At 64.6% G+C, this 14,981-nt stretch carries 18 protein-coding genes and 1 tRNA gene; 12 read left to right on the top strand and 7 right to left on the bottom strand.

Going from position 1 to position 14,981, the window contains the following annotated elements; all coding sequences use genetic code 11:
• The 3 genes from EWE75_RS13510 to EWE75_RS13520 all read left to right on the top strand — a co-directional run bounded on the left by EWE75_RS13510 (window position 1) and on the right by EWE75_RS13520 (window position 3,777).
• Complete coding sequence (locus EWE75_RS13510) at window positions 1–1,113, top strand: glycoside hydrolase family 130 protein (protein ID WP_130158321.1); 1,113 nt, start codon at window positions 1–3, stop codon at window positions 1,111–1,113.
• A gap of 39 nt (window positions 1,114–1,152) precedes the next feature.
• Window positions 1,153–2,289 (top strand): glycosyltransferase family 4 protein, encoded by a 1,137-nt coding sequence (locus EWE75_RS13515; RefSeq protein ID WP_130158324.1) that lies wholly within the window; start codon window positions 1,153–1,155, stop codon window positions 2,287–2,289.
• 84 nt (window positions 2,290–2,373) lie between these two features.
• Window positions 2,374–3,777 (top strand): NAD(P)H-dependent flavin oxidoreductase, encoded by a 1,404-nt coding sequence (locus EWE75_RS13520; protein WP_130158326.1) that lies wholly within the window; start codon window positions 2,374–2,376, stop codon window positions 3,775–3,777.
• Window positions 3,778–3,820: 43 nt separating this feature from the next.
• Here the strand turns inward: EWE75_RS13520 and EWE75_RS13525 are convergent, their stop codons facing one another.
• A complete protein-coding gene (locus EWE75_RS13525; protein WP_130158329.1) occupies window positions 3,821–4,117 on the bottom strand; it encodes a hypothetical protein in 297 nt (98 codons plus the stop codon).
• A gap of 158 nt (window positions 4,118–4,275) precedes the next feature.
• Between EWE75_RS13525 and EWE75_RS13530 the strand changes: the two genes are divergently transcribed.
• The 4 genes from EWE75_RS13530 to EWE75_RS13550 all read left to right on the top strand — a co-directional run bounded on the left by EWE75_RS13530 (window position 4,276) and on the right by EWE75_RS13550 (window position 10,576).
• Window positions 4,276–7,395, top strand: a complete 3,120-nt coding sequence (locus EWE75_RS13530) for a valine--tRNA ligase (RefSeq protein WP_231708344.1) — start codon at window positions 4,276–4,278, stop codon at window positions 7,393–7,395.
• A 188-nt stretch (window positions 7,396–7,583) separates the two neighbouring features.
• On the top strand, window positions 7,584–9,044 hold the full coding sequence (locus EWE75_RS13540) for an MATE family efflux transporter (protein ID WP_130158331.1): 1,461 nt from the start codon (window positions 7,584–7,586) through the stop codon (window positions 9,042–9,044).
• Window positions 9,045–9,062: 18 nt separating this feature from the next.
• A complete protein-coding gene (gene hemB / locus EWE75_RS13545) occupies window positions 9,063–10,052 on the top strand; it encodes a porphobilinogen synthase (RefSeq protein ID WP_130158333.1) in 990 nt (329 codons plus the stop codon).
• On the top strand, window positions 10,049–10,576 hold the full coding sequence (locus tag EWE75_RS13550) for a GNAT family N-acetyltransferase (protein WP_130158335.1): 528 nt from the start codon (window positions 10,049–10,051) through the stop codon (window positions 10,574–10,576). Before hemB ends, EWE75_RS13550 begins: the two co-directional genes overlap by 4 nt.
• A gap of 11 nt (window positions 10,577–10,587) precedes the next feature.
• Here the strand turns inward: EWE75_RS13550 and EWE75_RS13555 are convergent, their stop codons facing one another.
• Complete coding sequence (locus EWE75_RS13555) at window positions 10,588–11,103, bottom strand: hypothetical protein (RefSeq protein ID WP_130158338.1); 516 nt, start codon at window positions 11,101–11,103, stop codon at window positions 10,588–10,590.
• 81 nt (window positions 11,104–11,184) lie between these two features.
• Between EWE75_RS13555 and EWE75_RS13560 the strand changes: the two genes are divergently transcribed.
• Window positions 11,185–11,261 (top strand) — tRNA-Arg (locus EWE75_RS13560).
• A gap of 738 nt (window positions 11,262–11,999) precedes the next feature.
• Here EWE75_RS13560 and EWE75_RS13565 read toward each other — a convergent pair.
• The 4 genes from EWE75_RS13565 to EWE75_RS13580 are packed head-to-tail and all read right to left on the bottom strand — an operon-like array spanning window position 12,000 to window position 13,103.
• Window positions 12,000–12,194, bottom strand: a complete 195-nt coding sequence (locus EWE75_RS13565; RefSeq protein ID WP_130158340.1) for a hypothetical protein — start codon at window positions 12,192–12,194, stop codon at window positions 12,000–12,002.
• The gene (locus EWE75_RS13570) at window positions 12,194–12,484 is read right to left on the bottom strand and encodes a hypothetical protein (RefSeq protein WP_130158343.1); all 291 of its coding nucleotides are present in this window, start codon (window positions 12,482–12,484) and stop codon (window positions 12,194–12,196) included. The genes EWE75_RS13565 and EWE75_RS13570 overlap by 1 nt, the downstream gene beginning before the upstream one ends.
• The gene (locus tag EWE75_RS13575) at window positions 12,481–12,717 is read right to left on the bottom strand and encodes a hypothetical protein (RefSeq protein WP_130158345.1); all 237 of its coding nucleotides are present in this window, start codon (window positions 12,715–12,717) and stop codon (window positions 12,481–12,483) included. The genes EWE75_RS13570 and EWE75_RS13575 overlap by 4 nt, the downstream gene beginning before the upstream one ends.
• Window positions 12,714–13,103, bottom strand: a complete 390-nt coding sequence (locus EWE75_RS13580) for a hypothetical protein (protein ID WP_130158347.1) — start codon at window positions 13,101–13,103, stop codon at window positions 12,714–12,716. The genes EWE75_RS13575 and EWE75_RS13580 overlap by 4 nt, the downstream gene beginning before the upstream one ends.
• A gap of 206 nt (window positions 13,104–13,309) precedes the next feature.
• On the opposite strand from EWE75_RS13580, the gene EWE75_RS13585 reads away from it, so the two are divergent.
• From EWE75_RS13585 to EWE75_RS13600, 4 genes are all read left to right on the top strand, one after another.
• Complete coding sequence (locus tag EWE75_RS13585; RefSeq protein WP_130158349.1) at window positions 13,310–13,498, top strand: ribbon-helix-helix domain-containing protein; 189 nt, start codon at window positions 13,310–13,312, stop codon at window positions 13,496–13,498.
• On the top strand, window positions 13,498–13,752 hold the full coding sequence (locus EWE75_RS13590; protein WP_130158351.1) for a type II toxin-antitoxin system HicA family toxin: 255 nt from the start codon (window positions 13,498–13,500) through the stop codon (window positions 13,750–13,752). The genes EWE75_RS13585 and EWE75_RS13590 overlap by 1 nt, the downstream gene beginning before the upstream one ends.
• Window positions 13,749–13,973, top strand: a complete 225-nt coding sequence (locus EWE75_RS13595; RefSeq protein ID WP_130158353.1) for a type II toxin-antitoxin system HicB family antitoxin — start codon at window positions 13,749–13,751, stop codon at window positions 13,971–13,973. The genes EWE75_RS13590 and EWE75_RS13595 overlap by 4 nt, the downstream gene beginning before the upstream one ends.
• Before the next feature lie 72 nt (window positions 13,974–14,045).
• Complete coding sequence (locus tag EWE75_RS13600) at window positions 14,046–14,330, top strand: hypothetical protein (protein ID WP_130158355.1); 285 nt, start codon at window positions 14,046–14,048, stop codon at window positions 14,328–14,330.
• Between the two features lie 554 nt (window positions 14,331–14,884).
• On the opposite strand, the gene EWE75_RS26155 is transcribed toward EWE75_RS13600, so the two are convergent.
• The coding region (locus EWE75_RS26155; RefSeq protein WP_345789384.1) for an IS3 family transposase at window positions 14,885–14,981 on the bottom strand (97 nt) is incomplete at its 5' end.

Raw genomic sequence — 14,981 nt, forward strand, 5'->3', positions numbered from 1 at the left:
ATGGCGTTCGACCAGATCGTGTTCGATCCGCGCGACGTGGATCTCGCGCGCTCGCCGCTCGCGGGCAAGGTCGCTGCCGAGACCTATGTGCTGGGCGCGTTCAACCCCGGCATGACCCGGCTGCGCAACGGCAATCTGCTGCTGATGGTGCGCGTCGCCGAGGCGCTCAGGCATCCGATCGTCGATCAGCATATTCACGCGATCCGGTGGGAGGATGGCGGCTATGTGCTCGATCCCTGGCCGCTCGAACACGTCGATACCGCCGATCCGCGCAAGTTCATGATGCGCGGCGGCGGCTGGAAGGTGATGGCGCTGACGTCGCTGTCGTGGCTGCTGCCGGTCGAACTGTCGGCGGACGGCACCAAGGTGGTGGCGGTGCATTACGACCGCGCGATCGCGCCGCGTGCGCCGTACCAATGCTACGGCGTCGAGGATGCGCGGATCACGCGGGTCGGCGAGCGCTATCTGATGACGACCTGTTCGGTCAGTCCCGAGCGGCATGCGACCACGCTCTACACATCGGACGATGCGCTTGACTGGCGGCTCGAAGGCATCGTGCTTGATCATCAGAACAAGGACATGTTGATCTTCGAAGGGCAGATCGGCGACAAATATTTCGCGCAGACGCGGCCGCTCGGCGATCTCTATTTCGCTTATCCGCCCGGCAGCGAATGGCGCGCGGGGCCGTCGATCAATCTGGCGTCGTCGCCTGACGCGCTTCACTGGAAGCCGTATGACAAGCCCGGCATCCGCCCGCACGCGGCGACGCTCGCCACCGCGCGGATGGGCGGCGGGGCGCCGCCGGTGCTGACCGAGCGTGGCTGGCTGACCCTGTGGCACGGTGTCGAGCCGTCGGGGGTGGTCGGCATCTATCGCACCTATTGGTCGATCCTCGACCGCGATGACCCGTCGCTGGTGGTCGCGACCAGCGATGCGCCGCTGCTGGAGCCGGCGCCCGAACTGACCGAGCCGATGAAGGAGCTGATGTATCTCGATAATGTGGTGTTCACCACCGGCATCGCCGACGCGGGCGACCATTATGTCGTGGCGAGTGGCGAGGCTGATCTCGCCTGCCGCATCACGCATGTCGACAAAGCGAAATTTTCCGCCTGAGCCTTGAAAGCGGCCCACGAAAGCGGGCAGGGGCGGGGGATGCCTGCGGTGAACATCCTCCACCTCCATTCCAGCTTCAGCCTTGGCGGCAAGGAAGCGCGCGCGGTGCGGCTGATGAACGCGTTCGGCGACCGCGCGCGGCACACGATCGTCTCGGCGATGCCCGACCAGTACGGCGCGCGCGACGCCATCGCGCCCGGCATCGCCTATGAGATCGCGCAGAACCCGCCCCCGCTGAGCGGCCGCCCTTCGGTCGCGCGGTATGAGGCGATCACGCGCTACATGCGCCGCTTCGACCTGGTGCTGACCTACAATTGGGGGGGCATCGACGGGGTGATGGCGCGGCGCGTGGCTGGCATGAAGGGGCCGCCGGTCGTCCACCATGAGGACGGTTTCAACGAGGACGAGGCGCAGGGCCTCAAGCCACAGCGCAACATCTACCGCCGCATCGCGCTCAGCGCCGCGCACGCGCTGGCGGTGCCTTCGGTCACGCTGGAGACGATCGCGCTCAAGACGTGGAAACAGCCGGAAAGCCGTGTCCACCGCATCGGCAACGGCATCGCCACCGCGCGCTATGCGGTGAAGCCCAAGCCCGACGCGATCCCCGGCTTCCGCCGCAAGCCGGGTGAGATCGTGATCGGCACGCTCGCCGGGTTGCGTGCCGTCAAGAACCTGCCGCTGCTGGTGCGCGCGGTTGGCGGGATGGCGTCGCGCGCGCGGCTGGTGATCGTCGGCGAGGGGCCGGAGCGGCAGGCGATCCTCGACGCGGCCGAGGCGATGGGGCTGGCGGACCAGCTCGTTATGCCGGGCTTCCTGCCCGAGCCTCACAGATACGTCGGGCTGTTCGACATCATGGCGCTGTCGTCGCAGAGCGAACAATCGCCGATCTCGATCATCGAAGGGATGGCGGCGGGGTTGCCGATCGTCGCGCCGCCGGTTGGCGACATTCCCAACATGGTCGCGCCGGGCAACCTTCCCTATATCGAGAATGCCATCGACGAGGTCCGCATTCGCGACGCGTTGCAGGCGATCGCGGGTGCCGAACCCTCGGCGCGGGTCTGGCTCGGCGAGCAGAATCGGGCTAAAGCGGTTGCAGAATATGACGAGGCAACGATGATCGCGCGCTATGCGGCGCTCTATTCCGGGGCACTCGGCAGGCCCGGTTGTCTCGGCTGAGACCTATTTGTCTCGTCAAGCGTTGCCAAATCGCTATATCACGCGCCAGTTTTGTGTCGGCGCGTTTTCTATCGGGAGATATCGGTGTTCAAAGGTTTGAAGCCCATCATCTATAACGGCCGCGAAGTCTGGCCGTTGGTGGAGGGCGGAAAAGGCGTGGCCGCGACCAATCACGCGAGCGCGGGCGCCTGGGCGGCGGCTGGCGGAATCGGCACCGTTTCCGCAGTGAACGCCGATAGTTACGATCCTGATGGCAAGATCATCCCGCAGGTCTATCGATCGCTCACCCGCCGCGAGCGGCATGAGGAACTGATCGAATTCGCGATCGAAGGCGCCGTCCAGCAGGTTCGCCGCGCGTTCGACATCGCCGGCGGCAAGGGCGCGATCAACATCAACGTGCTGTGGGAGATGGGCGGCGCCCAGCGAATCCTGCATGGCGTGCTGGAGCGCACGCGCGGCCTCGTCGCCGGCGTGACCTGCGGCGCGGGCATGCCGTACAAATTGTCCGAGATCGCCTCGTCCTACGACGTCAGCTATCTGCCGATCGTCAGCTCGGGCCGTGCCTTCCGTGCGCTGTGGAAACGCGCCTATTCCAAGGCGTCCGAGTGGTTGTCGGCGGTGGTCTATGAAGATCCGTGGCTGGCCGGCGGCCACAACGGCCTGTCCAACGCCGAAGATCCACGCAAGCCCGAAGATCCGTACCCGCGCGTGAAGGCGCTGCGCGAGACGATGCGCGAGGGCGGCATTTCCGACGACGTGCCGATCGTGATGGCCGGCGGCGTCTGGTATCTGCGCGACTGGAGCGACTGGATCGACAATCCCGAACTCGGTACGATCGCGTTCCAGTTCGGCACGCGCCCGCTGCTGACCAAGGAAAGCCCGATTCCCGAAGCGTGGAAGGCACGGCTCACCAATATCGAGGAAGGCGAGGTGCTGCTCCACCGCTTCTCGCCGACCGGCTTCTATTCGAGCGCGGTGCGCAACCCGTTCCTCCGCCACCTCGAAGCGCGATCGGAGCGGCAGATCGCGTTTTCGACGCAGGAAGCGGGCGATCACATCTTCCAGCTCGATGTCGGGGTGAAGGGCAAGAACTTCTGGGTGACGCGCAACGATCTGCTGCGCGCGCGGCAGTGGTTTGGCGCTGGCTTCACCGATGCGCTGAAGACGCCCGACAATACTTTGGTGTTCGTGACGCCCGAAGAGAAGGGCGTGATCCGCAAGGATCAGTCCGATTGCATGGGCTGCCTCAGCCAGTGTTCGTTCTCGTCCTGGGCGGATAGCGAGACCAATTCGACCGGACGGCTGGCCGATCCGCGCAGTTTCTGCATCCAGAAGACCTTGCAGGACATCGCGCATGGCGGCGATGTCGAGCAGAATTTGATGTTCGCCGGGCACGGCGCGTATCAGTTCAAGCGCGATCCGTTCTACTCGAACGGCTTTGTGCCGACGGTGAAGGAACTGGTCGACCGTATTCTGACCGGCGACTGATACAGGAAGGGCGGCGGATCGCTCCGCCGCCCTTCAGAAGATTTTAGCGGTAGCACACCGTCACGCGGCGGTGATGGCGCCAGGTCGTCCGGCAATCGCGACCGCCGTGGCCCCAGCCGTTGCCATAGCCGCGGTTGCCGCCGTAATAGCCGCGGCGCTCGCCGTGCCAGTCACGACGATCACCACGGAAGCCGCGATGGTCGCCCCGATAGTCACGACGATCGTCGCGATGGTCGTAACCGCGATGATCGCGGCCGTAATCCTGCGCCGAGGCGCTGGTCGTGATGCCGAGGCCTGCCACCATCAGGCCGAGCGCGGCGGCGATCTTGAAGCTTTTCATCGTACCATCCTCTGTCCGTTGATCGGTATTGCGGTTTTAGGCCGCGCGATTCGTATCGATGCTGAATGTGTCTGTAGGCTTAGGTACAGGTTGCTTGCGCACCGATCGGGTGCGCGCCGCCCTTTTAATTTGCCCACGTCCGGCTAAACGCTGCCAGCATGAGCGAACTTCCCAAAACCTTCGACCCCGCCGATATCGAACAGCGCTGGTACGCGCATTGGGAGGAGAACGGCCTGTTCCGCCCCGATCGCCCCGGCGCCGAGCCGTGGACGATCGTCAACCCGCCGCCCAACGTCACCGGCTCGCTGCACATCGGCCACGCGCTCGACAATACGTTGCAGGACATCCTCGCGCGCCACGCTCGGCTGAAGGGCAAGGACGCGCTTTGGGTGGTCGGCACCGACCATGCCGGCATCGCCACGCAGATGGTGGTCGAGCGGCAGATGGGGCTCTCGCAGGACAAGCGCACCAATTACACACGCGAGCAGTTCGTCGAGAAGGTGTGGGCGTGGAAGGCCGAGAGCGGCGGCGAGATCACGCAGCAATTGCGGCGGCTCGGCTGCTCGATGGATTGGAAGAACGAACGCTTCACGATGGACGAGGGCTTTTCGAAGGCCGTCCTCAAGGTGTTCGTCGATCTCTACAACACCGTTAAGCCGGACGGCTCGCGCCTGCTGTATCGCGACAAACGGCTGGTCAACTGGGACCCCGGCCTCGGCACCGCCATCTCCGACCTCGAGGTCGAGACGCGCGAGATCAAGGGCGGTTTCTGGCACTTCCGCTACCCGCTCGCCGATGGGGTGACGCTGGCGGACGGGCGCGATCACATCGTCGTCGCGACCACGCGGCCCGAGACGATGCTTGCCGATATGAGGGTGGCGGTAAATGCCGCCGATCCGCGCTACCAATCTGTAATCGGCAAGTTCATCGACCAGCCAATCACCGGCCGGCGTATCGAGATCGTCGCGGACGACCATGCCGATCCCGAACTGGGGTCTGGCGCGGTGAAGATCACGCCGGGGCATGATTTCAACGATTTCGAGGTCGGCAAGCGCGCCGGCATCGAGGCGCGCGACATGCTCAACATGCTCGATGCCGCCGCCAATGTCGTGCAGACCGCCGATGGCAAGGTGCCGGCCGAGTTCATCGGGCTTCACCGGTTCCGCAAGGACAAGGTCGATGGCGCGCGTGAACTCGTCGTGCAGCGGATGAAGGAACTGGGCTTCCTCGTCACGCATCTCGACAAGGAGGACGCCGAGCACGATTTCGAACCGCGCACGATCCAGACGCCCTACGGCGACCGCTCGGGCGTGGTGATCGAGCCGTGGCTGACCGACCAATGGTATGTCGATGCGGCGACGCTGGCGAAGCCGGCGATCGAGGCGGTGCGCTCGGGCGCGATCAAGATCGTGCCGAAGACGTGGGAAAAGACGTTCTTCAACTGGATGGAGAATATCCAGCCGTGGTGCGTGTCGCGGCAATTGTGGTGGGGGCACCGGATTCCGGCTTGGTTTGGGCCATCGATTGACGACGGTCCATTGGGACCGAGGCCGATTTATTCTAAAAATCTTCGACTTGGCGGCAGCGATGGCCCGGTTTTTGTCGGTGAAACCGAGGAAGCTGTGCTTGCCCTTGCGCGGGAGCATTACAACTATAATCGAATAGAAATAGTGTCGAGTTGGGCTGAAGCGGTTTTTAAAGAAAAGACTGACGAAGAGTACATTCTGTACATATGGCAGGACAGCGACGTCCTCGACACCTGGTTCTCCTCCGCTTTATGGCCGTTCGCGACGCTCGGCTGGCCCGAGACCGAAAAGTCCTCTCCCCTCCGGGGAGAGGATTTAGGAGAGGGGCTGTCCAGCAGCGCAGCGCCCGGTACTGCCCCTCTCCCAACCCTCTCCCCGGAGGGGAGAGGGCTTAAAGGGCGCTACCCCAACGACGTCCTCATCTCCGGGTTCGACATCCTGTTCTTCTGGGATGCGCGCATGATGATGCAGGGGCTGCACTTCATGAAGGACGTGCCGTTCCGCACACTCTACCTGCACGGCCTCGTCCGCGCGGCGGACGGGCAGAAGATGTCGAAATCGAAGGGCAATGTCGTCAATCCGCTCGGGCTGATCGACAAATACGGCGCGGATGCGTTACGCTTCTTCATGGCGGCGATGGAAAGCCAGGGCCGCGACATCAAGATGGATGAGAAGCGCGTCGAGGGCTATCGCAACTTCGCGACCAAGCTGTGGAACGCGGCGCGCTTCTGCCAGGCGAACGGCATCACCGCATCGACCACTCTGGAGGCGCCGCGCGCGGACTTGGCCGTCAACAAGTGGATCATCGCCGAGACGATCCAGACGGTGCAGGCGGTCGATCTCGCGCTGGCCGACTATCGCTTCGATGGCGCCGCCAACGCGGTCTATCAGTTCGCGTGGAGCCGGTTCTGCGACTGGTATCTCGAACTCATTAAGCCGATCCTCTCTCCCCTCCCGCCTGCGGGAGGGGCCGGGGGAGGGGCTGTCGACGAGACTGCGGCGCTTGCGGACACGCCCTCCCCTAACCCAGTTTCAGGTCGGTCAGGCTCCCAGCCTGACCTGAACGATGCGGGGCATCGTTCACCTGAAACTCGCGAGCGGGAGGGGAACCCGGAGGCCGACGAGACGCGCGCGGTGGCGGGCTGGGTGCTCGACCAGATCCTCGTGCTGCTCCACCCGTTCATGCCGTTCATCACGGAGGAACTCTGGTCGAAGACTGGCGCGCGTGAGAGCGAGTTGATCGTCGCCAAATGGCCGATGGCCGATGCGCGCGCGATCGACCCGGAGGCGAGCAAGGAGATCGACTGGCTGATCCGGCTGGTGAGCGAGGTGCGCGCGGCGCGGACGGAACTCAACATCGCGCCCGGCGCGCGTATGCCGTTCCACGTCCGCGATGCGGGCACGAAGACGCAAGCCCGAATCGCGCGCCAGCAGGCGGTGATCGCCCGGCTCGCGCGGATCGACGTGGCCGAGGGCGAGGCACCCGCCGGCGGCGCGGCGCAGGTGGTGATCGACGAGGCGACCTTCGTGCTGCCGCTCGCCGGCGTGATCGATCTCGATGCCGAGCGGGCGCGTCTGACCAAAGGCATCGCGGCGGCGGAGAAGGAGCGCGATGCGCTGGCCGGGCGGCTTGGTAACGCGAGCTTCGTCGAGCGGGCCAAGCCCGAGGCGGTCGAGAAGGCGCGGGCGGATCATGCCGAAAAGGCAGCCGAGGCCGAGCGGCTGACGGCGGCGCTGGCGCGGTTGGGGTGAACGGTTGAGGTTGAGCGTGGGAAGTCCTCTCCCCGCTGGGGAGAGGATTTAGGAGAGGGGCAGTCGCGCGCGCTGCGCTGCTGGACAGCCCCTCTCCCAACCCTCTCCCCGGAGGCGAGAGGGCTTTTTCGCTTCCTCTCTTTGAGAATCGTAGCGTCTCGCTTATCGCCGCCTGCAGCAATGAGGGGATGCGTGTGGCACAGCCGCCGAAAGGTCACGGCAGGGATCTGACGACCGGGCCGATCGGGCGGACGCTGCTCGCGTTCGCGCTGCCGACGCTCGCTTCGAACATCCTTCAGACGCTCAACGGATCGATCAATTCGATCTGGGTCGGGCGCTTCCTCGGCGAGAGTGCGCTGGCGGCGACCTCGAACGCCACGATCGTGATGTTTCTCAGCTTCGGCGCGGTGTTCGGCTTCGGCATGGCCGCGTCGATCCTGATCGGCCAGTCGATCGGGCGGCGCGATATCGAGGGCGCGCGGCGCGCGTTCGGGTCGGCGGTGGGGCTGGTGGTGGCCGCTGCGGTGGTGATCGCGGTGCTGGGCTATGTCTTCGCGCCCGATATCCTTCGCCTGATGGCGACGCCCGGCGAAGCGCAGGCGCTGGCGCTGATCTATCTGCGCGTCATCTTCCTCGGACTGCCGCTGTCGATGCTGAGCCTGCTGATCCAGATGGGATTGCGCGGCACCGGCGACGCGCTGACGCCGATGTGGTTCATGGTGCTGAGCGCGTGCATCGACGCCGGGCTGAACCCGCTGTTGATCCGGGGCATCGGGCCGTTCCCGGAAATGGGCATCGCCGGCTCGGCGACCGCGACCCTGATCGCGTCGGCGGTGTCGGCGATTGGTCTCCTCATCTACATTTATGCGCGCGATCTGCCGATCCGGCTGCGCGGCGCGGAACTCAAATGGCTGATCCCCGATCCCGCGCTGGTGCGGATCATCGTCGCCAAGGGCGTGCCGATGGCGGCGCAGATGCTGGTGATGTCGGTATCGGGGCTGACGATGATCGGACTCGTCAACCGGCTCGGGGTCGAGACGGCGGCCGCCTATGCGGTGTCGCAGCAGCTCTGGAACTACATCCAGATGCCGGCGATGGCGATCGGCGCGGCGGTGAGCAGCATGGCCGCGCAGAACATCGGCGCCGGGCTGTGGAACCGGGTCGGCAAGATCACGCGCTCGGGCATCCTCTACAACACGATCATCACGCTCGTCGTCATCACCGCGATCATCCTGTTCGACCGGCCGCTGATGGGCCTGTTCATCGACAGCCATAGCCCCGCGATCCCGATCGCACGGCATATCCAGCTCATCTCGAGCTGGACCTTCCTGATGTTCGGCGCGACGATGGTGATCTTCGGCACGGTGCGCGCGAATGGCGCGACGCTCGCGCCGCTGCTGATCCTCATCGCCTCACTGATCCCGTTCCGCGTCGGCATCGCGATTCTCGGCAAGCCGCTGCTCGGCGCGGATGCCCTGTGGTGGGCGTTCCCGTCCAGTTCGGTCGTGTCGCTGGTGCTGGCCAGCCTGTACTTCCGCTACGGAAAGTGGCGCGATGCGGTGCTCGCCGTGCCTTCGCATGAAGAGGAAGCGAAGGAGGGCGCGCACGCCACCTCGGAACCCGCCGGACGGTTGCACCCGAGCGGCTGAGCGCGCATCTGGGCGGGCATGAGTCACTATCCCGCGCTTCGCCTCCGCCGTACCCGCTCGACCCCGTGGAGCCGCCGCCTCCATGCCGAGACGGTGCTGACCCCCGCCGACCTGATCTGGCCGCTGTTCATCGCCGAGGGGCAGGGCATCGAGGAGCCGATTGCGACGCTGCCGGGCGTCTCGCGCTGGTCGATCGACGGCATCGTCGCGCGCGCGAAGGAGGCGCGTGACGCCGGCATTCCGTGCATCGCCTTGTTCCCCAACACGCCGCCGCATCTGCGCAGCGACGACGGTCGCGAGGCGCTCAACCCCGACAATCTGATGTGCCGCGCCACCCGCGCGCTGAAGGATGCGGTGCCCGAAATCGGCGTGCTGACCGACGTCGCGCTCGACCCCTATACCGCGCACGGCCATGACGGGCTGGTCGACGCGGCCGGCTATGTGGTGAACGACACCACCGCCGAAATGCTGGTCGGGCAGGCGCTCAATCAGGCGGCGGCGGGGGCGGACATCATCGCGCCGAGCGACATGATGGACGGGCGCATCGGCCAGATTCGCGACGCGCTGGAGGGTGAGGGCCGGGTCAACGTCCAGATCATGTCCTATGCCGCCAAATATGCCAGCGGCTTCTACGGCCCGTTCCGCGACGCGGTGGGTTCGCGCGGGCTGCTCAAAGGCGACAAGAAGACCTACCAGATGGACTCGGCCAATGCCGAGGAGGCGCTGCGCGAGGTCGCGCTCGATCTCGCCGAGGGCGCCGACAGCGTGATGGTCAAGCCGGGCTTGCCCTATCTCGACATCATCCTGCGCGTGAAGACCGAGTTCCAGGTGCCGGTGTTCGCGTATCAGGTGTCGGGCGAATATGCGATGATCGAGGCGGCGGTTGCGGCTGGCGTGGCCGAGCGCGATCCGGTGGTGCTGGAGACGCTGATCGCGTTCAAGCGCGCCGGCTGCTCGGGCGTGCTGACCTATCACGCGCTCCACGCGGCGCGCCTGCTCGGCGCATGATCGAGACGGCCCGGCTCGTGCTCAGGCTGCCCGTAGCGGGCGATCACGCGCCGCTGCATGCGATGTGGAGCGATCCGCGCGTGATGGCCGATCTCGGCCCGCTCAAGACGCCTGAGGACAGCGCGGCGACAATCGCGCGGCATGAGGGCTATCGGCAGTCGCATGGCTTCGGTTTCTGGACGGTAGTGCTGCGCGACAGCGGTACGGTGATTGGCTTCTGCGGGCTCAAGCCGGGGGCGGAGAATACGCCGATCGCGGGCGAGGTCGAAGTCGGCTGGATGCTGGCGGCGGCGCACTGGCGGCAAGGCTATGCGCGCGAGGCGGCGCAGGCGAGCCTCGCTTGGGGCTGGGCGAATAGCGACGCTGCGCGCATCGTCGCGATCACCGCCGCGCAGAACCATGCGAGCCGCGCGCTGATGGAGCGGCTCGGCATGGTGCGGCTGGGCGGATTCGATCATCCGAACTTCGCGATCGATGATCCGCGCCGCGAGACCGTCAGCTACGCGATCGACCGGCCCGCGTAAGCGAACCCGGATCAGGCGGCTGGCAGCAGCGCCTGGATCTCCGCGATGCGGTTGATCTCGGCGGTGAGCTGCGCGTCGCCGCGGCCTTTCAACGAATCGAGGGCTGGGTAGGGCGGCTTGGCGTCGCGCGCCCGGCCGATCGCGAGTTCGTCGAGATCGGTGACGAGCGCCGACGTGGTCGCGCGAAACGCATCGAGCTTGGCGAGCGCGGTCTGCGCCGCGATCCAGCGATCACTGCCGACGGCGCCGCCGCGTGCAGCTTTGGCGGCGCGTTCCGCACTGTCGGCGGCCGGGGCGAACGCCGAATCGGTATCTGCCAAGGTTTTCGCCTTGGCGGCGAGCAGGGTTTCGAGCGCGACATCGGGCGTGGCGGCAGCGGCGGCCGCCTCGGTCGGTTCGGTATCGCTGCGCCGCTCGATCGCGCGTGGCTGGAGCGAGGGATAGGGGGAGACGGTCTGGGCGCAACCGCTCGACAGCAGCGCTGTCAGCAGCAGGGCGGAAACGGCGGTGGCGCGGCGGTTTTTCATGGAAATCGCTCTATGCCGCGCAAAAGAATCGCGCAACGCACTTGCGTCCCTGAAAAAGCGCATCTAAAGGCGACCTCCCACGCACCCGTAGCTCAGCTGGATAGAGCATCAGACTACGAATCTGAGGGTCGGGCGTTCGAATCGCTCCGGGTGCACCAAACCTTTTCAAAGGGTTAGGCGGGATGGGAGTGGAGAAATCCACTCCCCCATTTTCCTCATGTAACCACGCAGCACCCACGGGGCTTGAAGTGGGTTCATGGATGGGCAAAGCGCCGAACTCGTCCGGCTTCGGCTTGCTGCCATTCACCGGCACCCAAACATCTTCACGCCACGGCCGGCGGCTTTGACGCACGGGCATGAAGGCGAGGGCAGGGTCGTTCGCGTCCATCTCGGGGAAGCCGCCGAATCTGACGCCGGCATGTCTGCCCGGCGATTTGCGGAAGCCCTTCGAAGCATACAATTTGCGCAGGTAGCCCCGTCGAAGCTGGATCAACTCCGCTTCGCCATACTCGCGCATCCACCGCTTCACCGTGCCGATGCCGCAGGCGTAATGGTCCTCAATCGTCTTGTGACCCAGTAGGACGAACATTTCGGGGAAGTCGGTCGGCATGGGCCGCCGGTTGGTGTAGCCGCGCTGTAGTGCCATGCGGCGGCATGTTCGGTATCGGCATGGGAGGGTTTACGGCGGCAGCAACGCCGCCAAGGGTGTCGTAATCTCCGACACCCTTGGGTGTGTCCAGTTTTGGGTATACCCCCGATCGAGGGGGGGGCGCTTTTTACCGAAGATCTCTGAAAGGGTGTGCGTTCGATACACACCCTAGGTGGTCGGCAGGAAGTCGCTTGGCTGCCGAGAAGCGATGACGCCCGGCGCGCCAATCAAGCGAGCCGGGCGTGTATCAGTTGTTCGGCAGTAAGGCGCCAATATCAGACCCGATCCGCTTGGCGATTGCCGCACAGACATCGAGGCTATCTTCCAGCAGATGCGTTTCGGCCGTCACCTCCGAGCCGGCACCGAGCAACTTAAGCATGTTGCCGAACTGGTGTGCCTCGATCATGATGCGCCGCAAGGCAGTCGTTTGTTCAGTGGTCATCACACGTTCTCCCTGCATGCCTCGCGGAACTCGCCGCACCAGTCCACGTTTTCCGTCACCGGCTGGCGAGTGGCGAGGTGGACCTGCATCGACGACAGGCTTTCGCTTTCCATGTCGGTATCGCGTCCCCAAGGGGTTCGGGGCACGCCGAGAGCGGCGAGCGCGCCGATCACGACGGGAGCGTTGCGCCGGCAGCGACCGAAGGCGATGTCCTCGCCGCAGGGATCGCCTGCCGCGAGAGTAGCCTTGTCCACTTGCCAGAACCGGCAGCGATTGCATTGCTCGGTCATGAGCGCACCGCCTTGGCGCGTGGCTTACGCGCCTGCTTCTCGAACGGGACTATCTCGGCCTGAGGCTCGTCAAACATTCGCGGCACCTCGCGGTTGACCGTCTGAAACAGATGCAGCGTCGCATTACGCGTCAGCGCGAAGCTCATGGTTTCCTTGCCGGAACGGAGATCGAGCCATAGCACGTCGCCTTCGAAGCGCGCTTTCGGCGGATCGGTCACGTAGGCGGCGCTCATGCGACACCGCCGATCGTGGCGCCGATCGCCGCCAGCTTCCGAATGTCAGCCGCGAAGGCATTGAGCCATTCTTCGGGCATTGGGAAGTCTGTCCACCGCTCCTTCGCCAGCTCGATCTTGTAGGTGAGGGCGGCGAAGGTCGGGGCGCGGACATTCTCGACCAGATGGTCCATAGCCATGCAGTACGCATCGACAGCGGCGTCAACGCCGTCTTCGTCGGTGGCGCCCATCCGCTCGGCGGTGGCTTTCTTCTGGTGGTAGTCGCTCAAGGCGGCGTCCCATTCGCTCGCATGGGAGTGATTCGCCAGTGCGGCGCCGGCGAGGGCTACAACGGACACCCCCGCGATAGCGCCGAGCATCGCGCGGCGTGTGGTCGCGCCGATCATGCTGCACCGCCCAGCCGGGAGGCGATAGCAGCCGAGGCGGCGGCCATGTTGGTGTGATTCTGCACAACGCGCGGCAAAGATTGCGCCGGGCGGTGCCCGACGTGTACGGGCCTAAAAGCCATGTCGATCTCCTAATGATCTCTTTGGTTAGGGCCGATGGGAAGTTGCTGCTTCCCTTCGGCCTGATTTCTTGATATCAAAGCATCATGAATGCGTCAAACGAAGATATCAAGAAATCAGAACGTGGCCGGCCAAAGGTTGATTCTACGCCGATCATGGTCCGCATGGGTGGCGACGAATTGGGTAAGGTCGATGCCTGGATCGCTGCGAATGGGCCGCCCTATGTCAGTCGCCCCGAGGCGATCCGCCGCCTAGTTGAGAAGGCGTTGGGCTGATGAGCCGCGCCCAGAAGCTTCTGGAGGCGATGCGTGCCAACCCGAAGAACGATTGGCAGATGGCCGATGTCGAGCGGCTGGCAAACGCATATGGCGTATCCCTCCGGCGGCCCAAGGGCGGCAGCAGCCACGCGACCCTCTCTCACCCATCGCAGGACGAGATTTTAACGGTGCCTGCTGCAAAACCGATCAAGGTCATCTATATCGTCAAATTGGTGTTGTTCATCGACTCTGTGGTAGGGAGCGAATCATGAGCGCTTACGATTACGAGATTGATGTGCGCCCGCTGCCGGAGAGCCTTGGCGGCGGATATCTGGCGACCGCTCCCGATCTACCGGGCTGCATGGCCGATGGCGAGACGCCCGAGGAAGCCCTTGCCGCTGGATATGACGCCGCCGCCGCATGGCTGGAAACGGCTGCTGAGCTTGGTCGCGACATCCCCGCGCCAAAGATGGACGAGCGCCTTTACGCCTAGCTGTGGGCACAGATCCGGCGACCTTTTTGCAGCGGGTCTATACGCTCCGCTGATTCCTGCTGGGAGGCCAGAATGAAAGTCCGCGTGTTCATTCCGAAAGAGCATGATCCGGTTGACGGTTCTGATTTCGGCGGGGAGGACTTCAATTTCGACGCACTTCCGCAGGTCGGGCAGTCGATCCAAGTCAGCGGTGCGCAGTCTTCGGTTTTCGAAGTGGAGCGTGTCGGCTTCATCCAAGAAGGCAGTGCGTTCGTGTCGTGCGTTTGGCTGCGGGCCGGAGAAAAATTCGAACGGTCCGAGTACAATCCGGCCGCTTGGGAAAAGCTTAACTATACGCCGGATTACAAAATCCTATAACTTTAGATCGTGCTACTGAGAGCGGGCATCTGTATACCGTGACGTTGCCGTGACCCGCGCCGCCGCCTTCCGACAAGCCGATCTAACCCGCGCGTTGAGGGCGATGCAGACCGCCGGCTTGAGCGTCACAAGGGTCGAAATCGCGCCCGATGGTACGATCAGCATATTTTCAGCGGGGCGCGAGGCTGGAGGAACGGTCGCTGCCGGGAAGCTAAGACCTTTAGACCGATATTTGACCCGCCCGACTGGCCCAGGCGAACTGTCGGAGGCGAGCAAGGCGGCGTTGCGGACGGCGGACATGCTGAAGAAGATGAAGCGGAAGTGATGGGCGTAAGTTGCCTTATGCCAATGGGATTGCTTTCGCGCGTTCCGGTTATGCGGAACACGTACTGGAGCCGATGAAACCCCGATCGGAATTTGTCCCCACAGCTATCTAGGGGTATCGCATCGTTCGATCCGCCGTCAGCGATCTCTCTCGGAATGAGCCGCGCCACGTGGCAAATTTGCGCGGGTTGTTGCGTTACTGAGCTGCTGCCGGTCCCATGGACACCAAGTTAGGCTACATGCGCTTGCCGCTCGAAGTCCATGGGGCTGAGATAGCCCAGCGTCGAGTGCCGGCGCGTCGGGTTGTAGAAGCGCTCGATATAATCG

The sequence above is a fragment of the Sphingomonas populi genome (assembly GCF_004208535.1).
Taxonomy (GTDB): Bacteria; Pseudomonadota; Alphaproteobacteria; order Sphingomonadales; family Sphingomonadaceae; genus Sphingomonas; species Sphingomonas populi.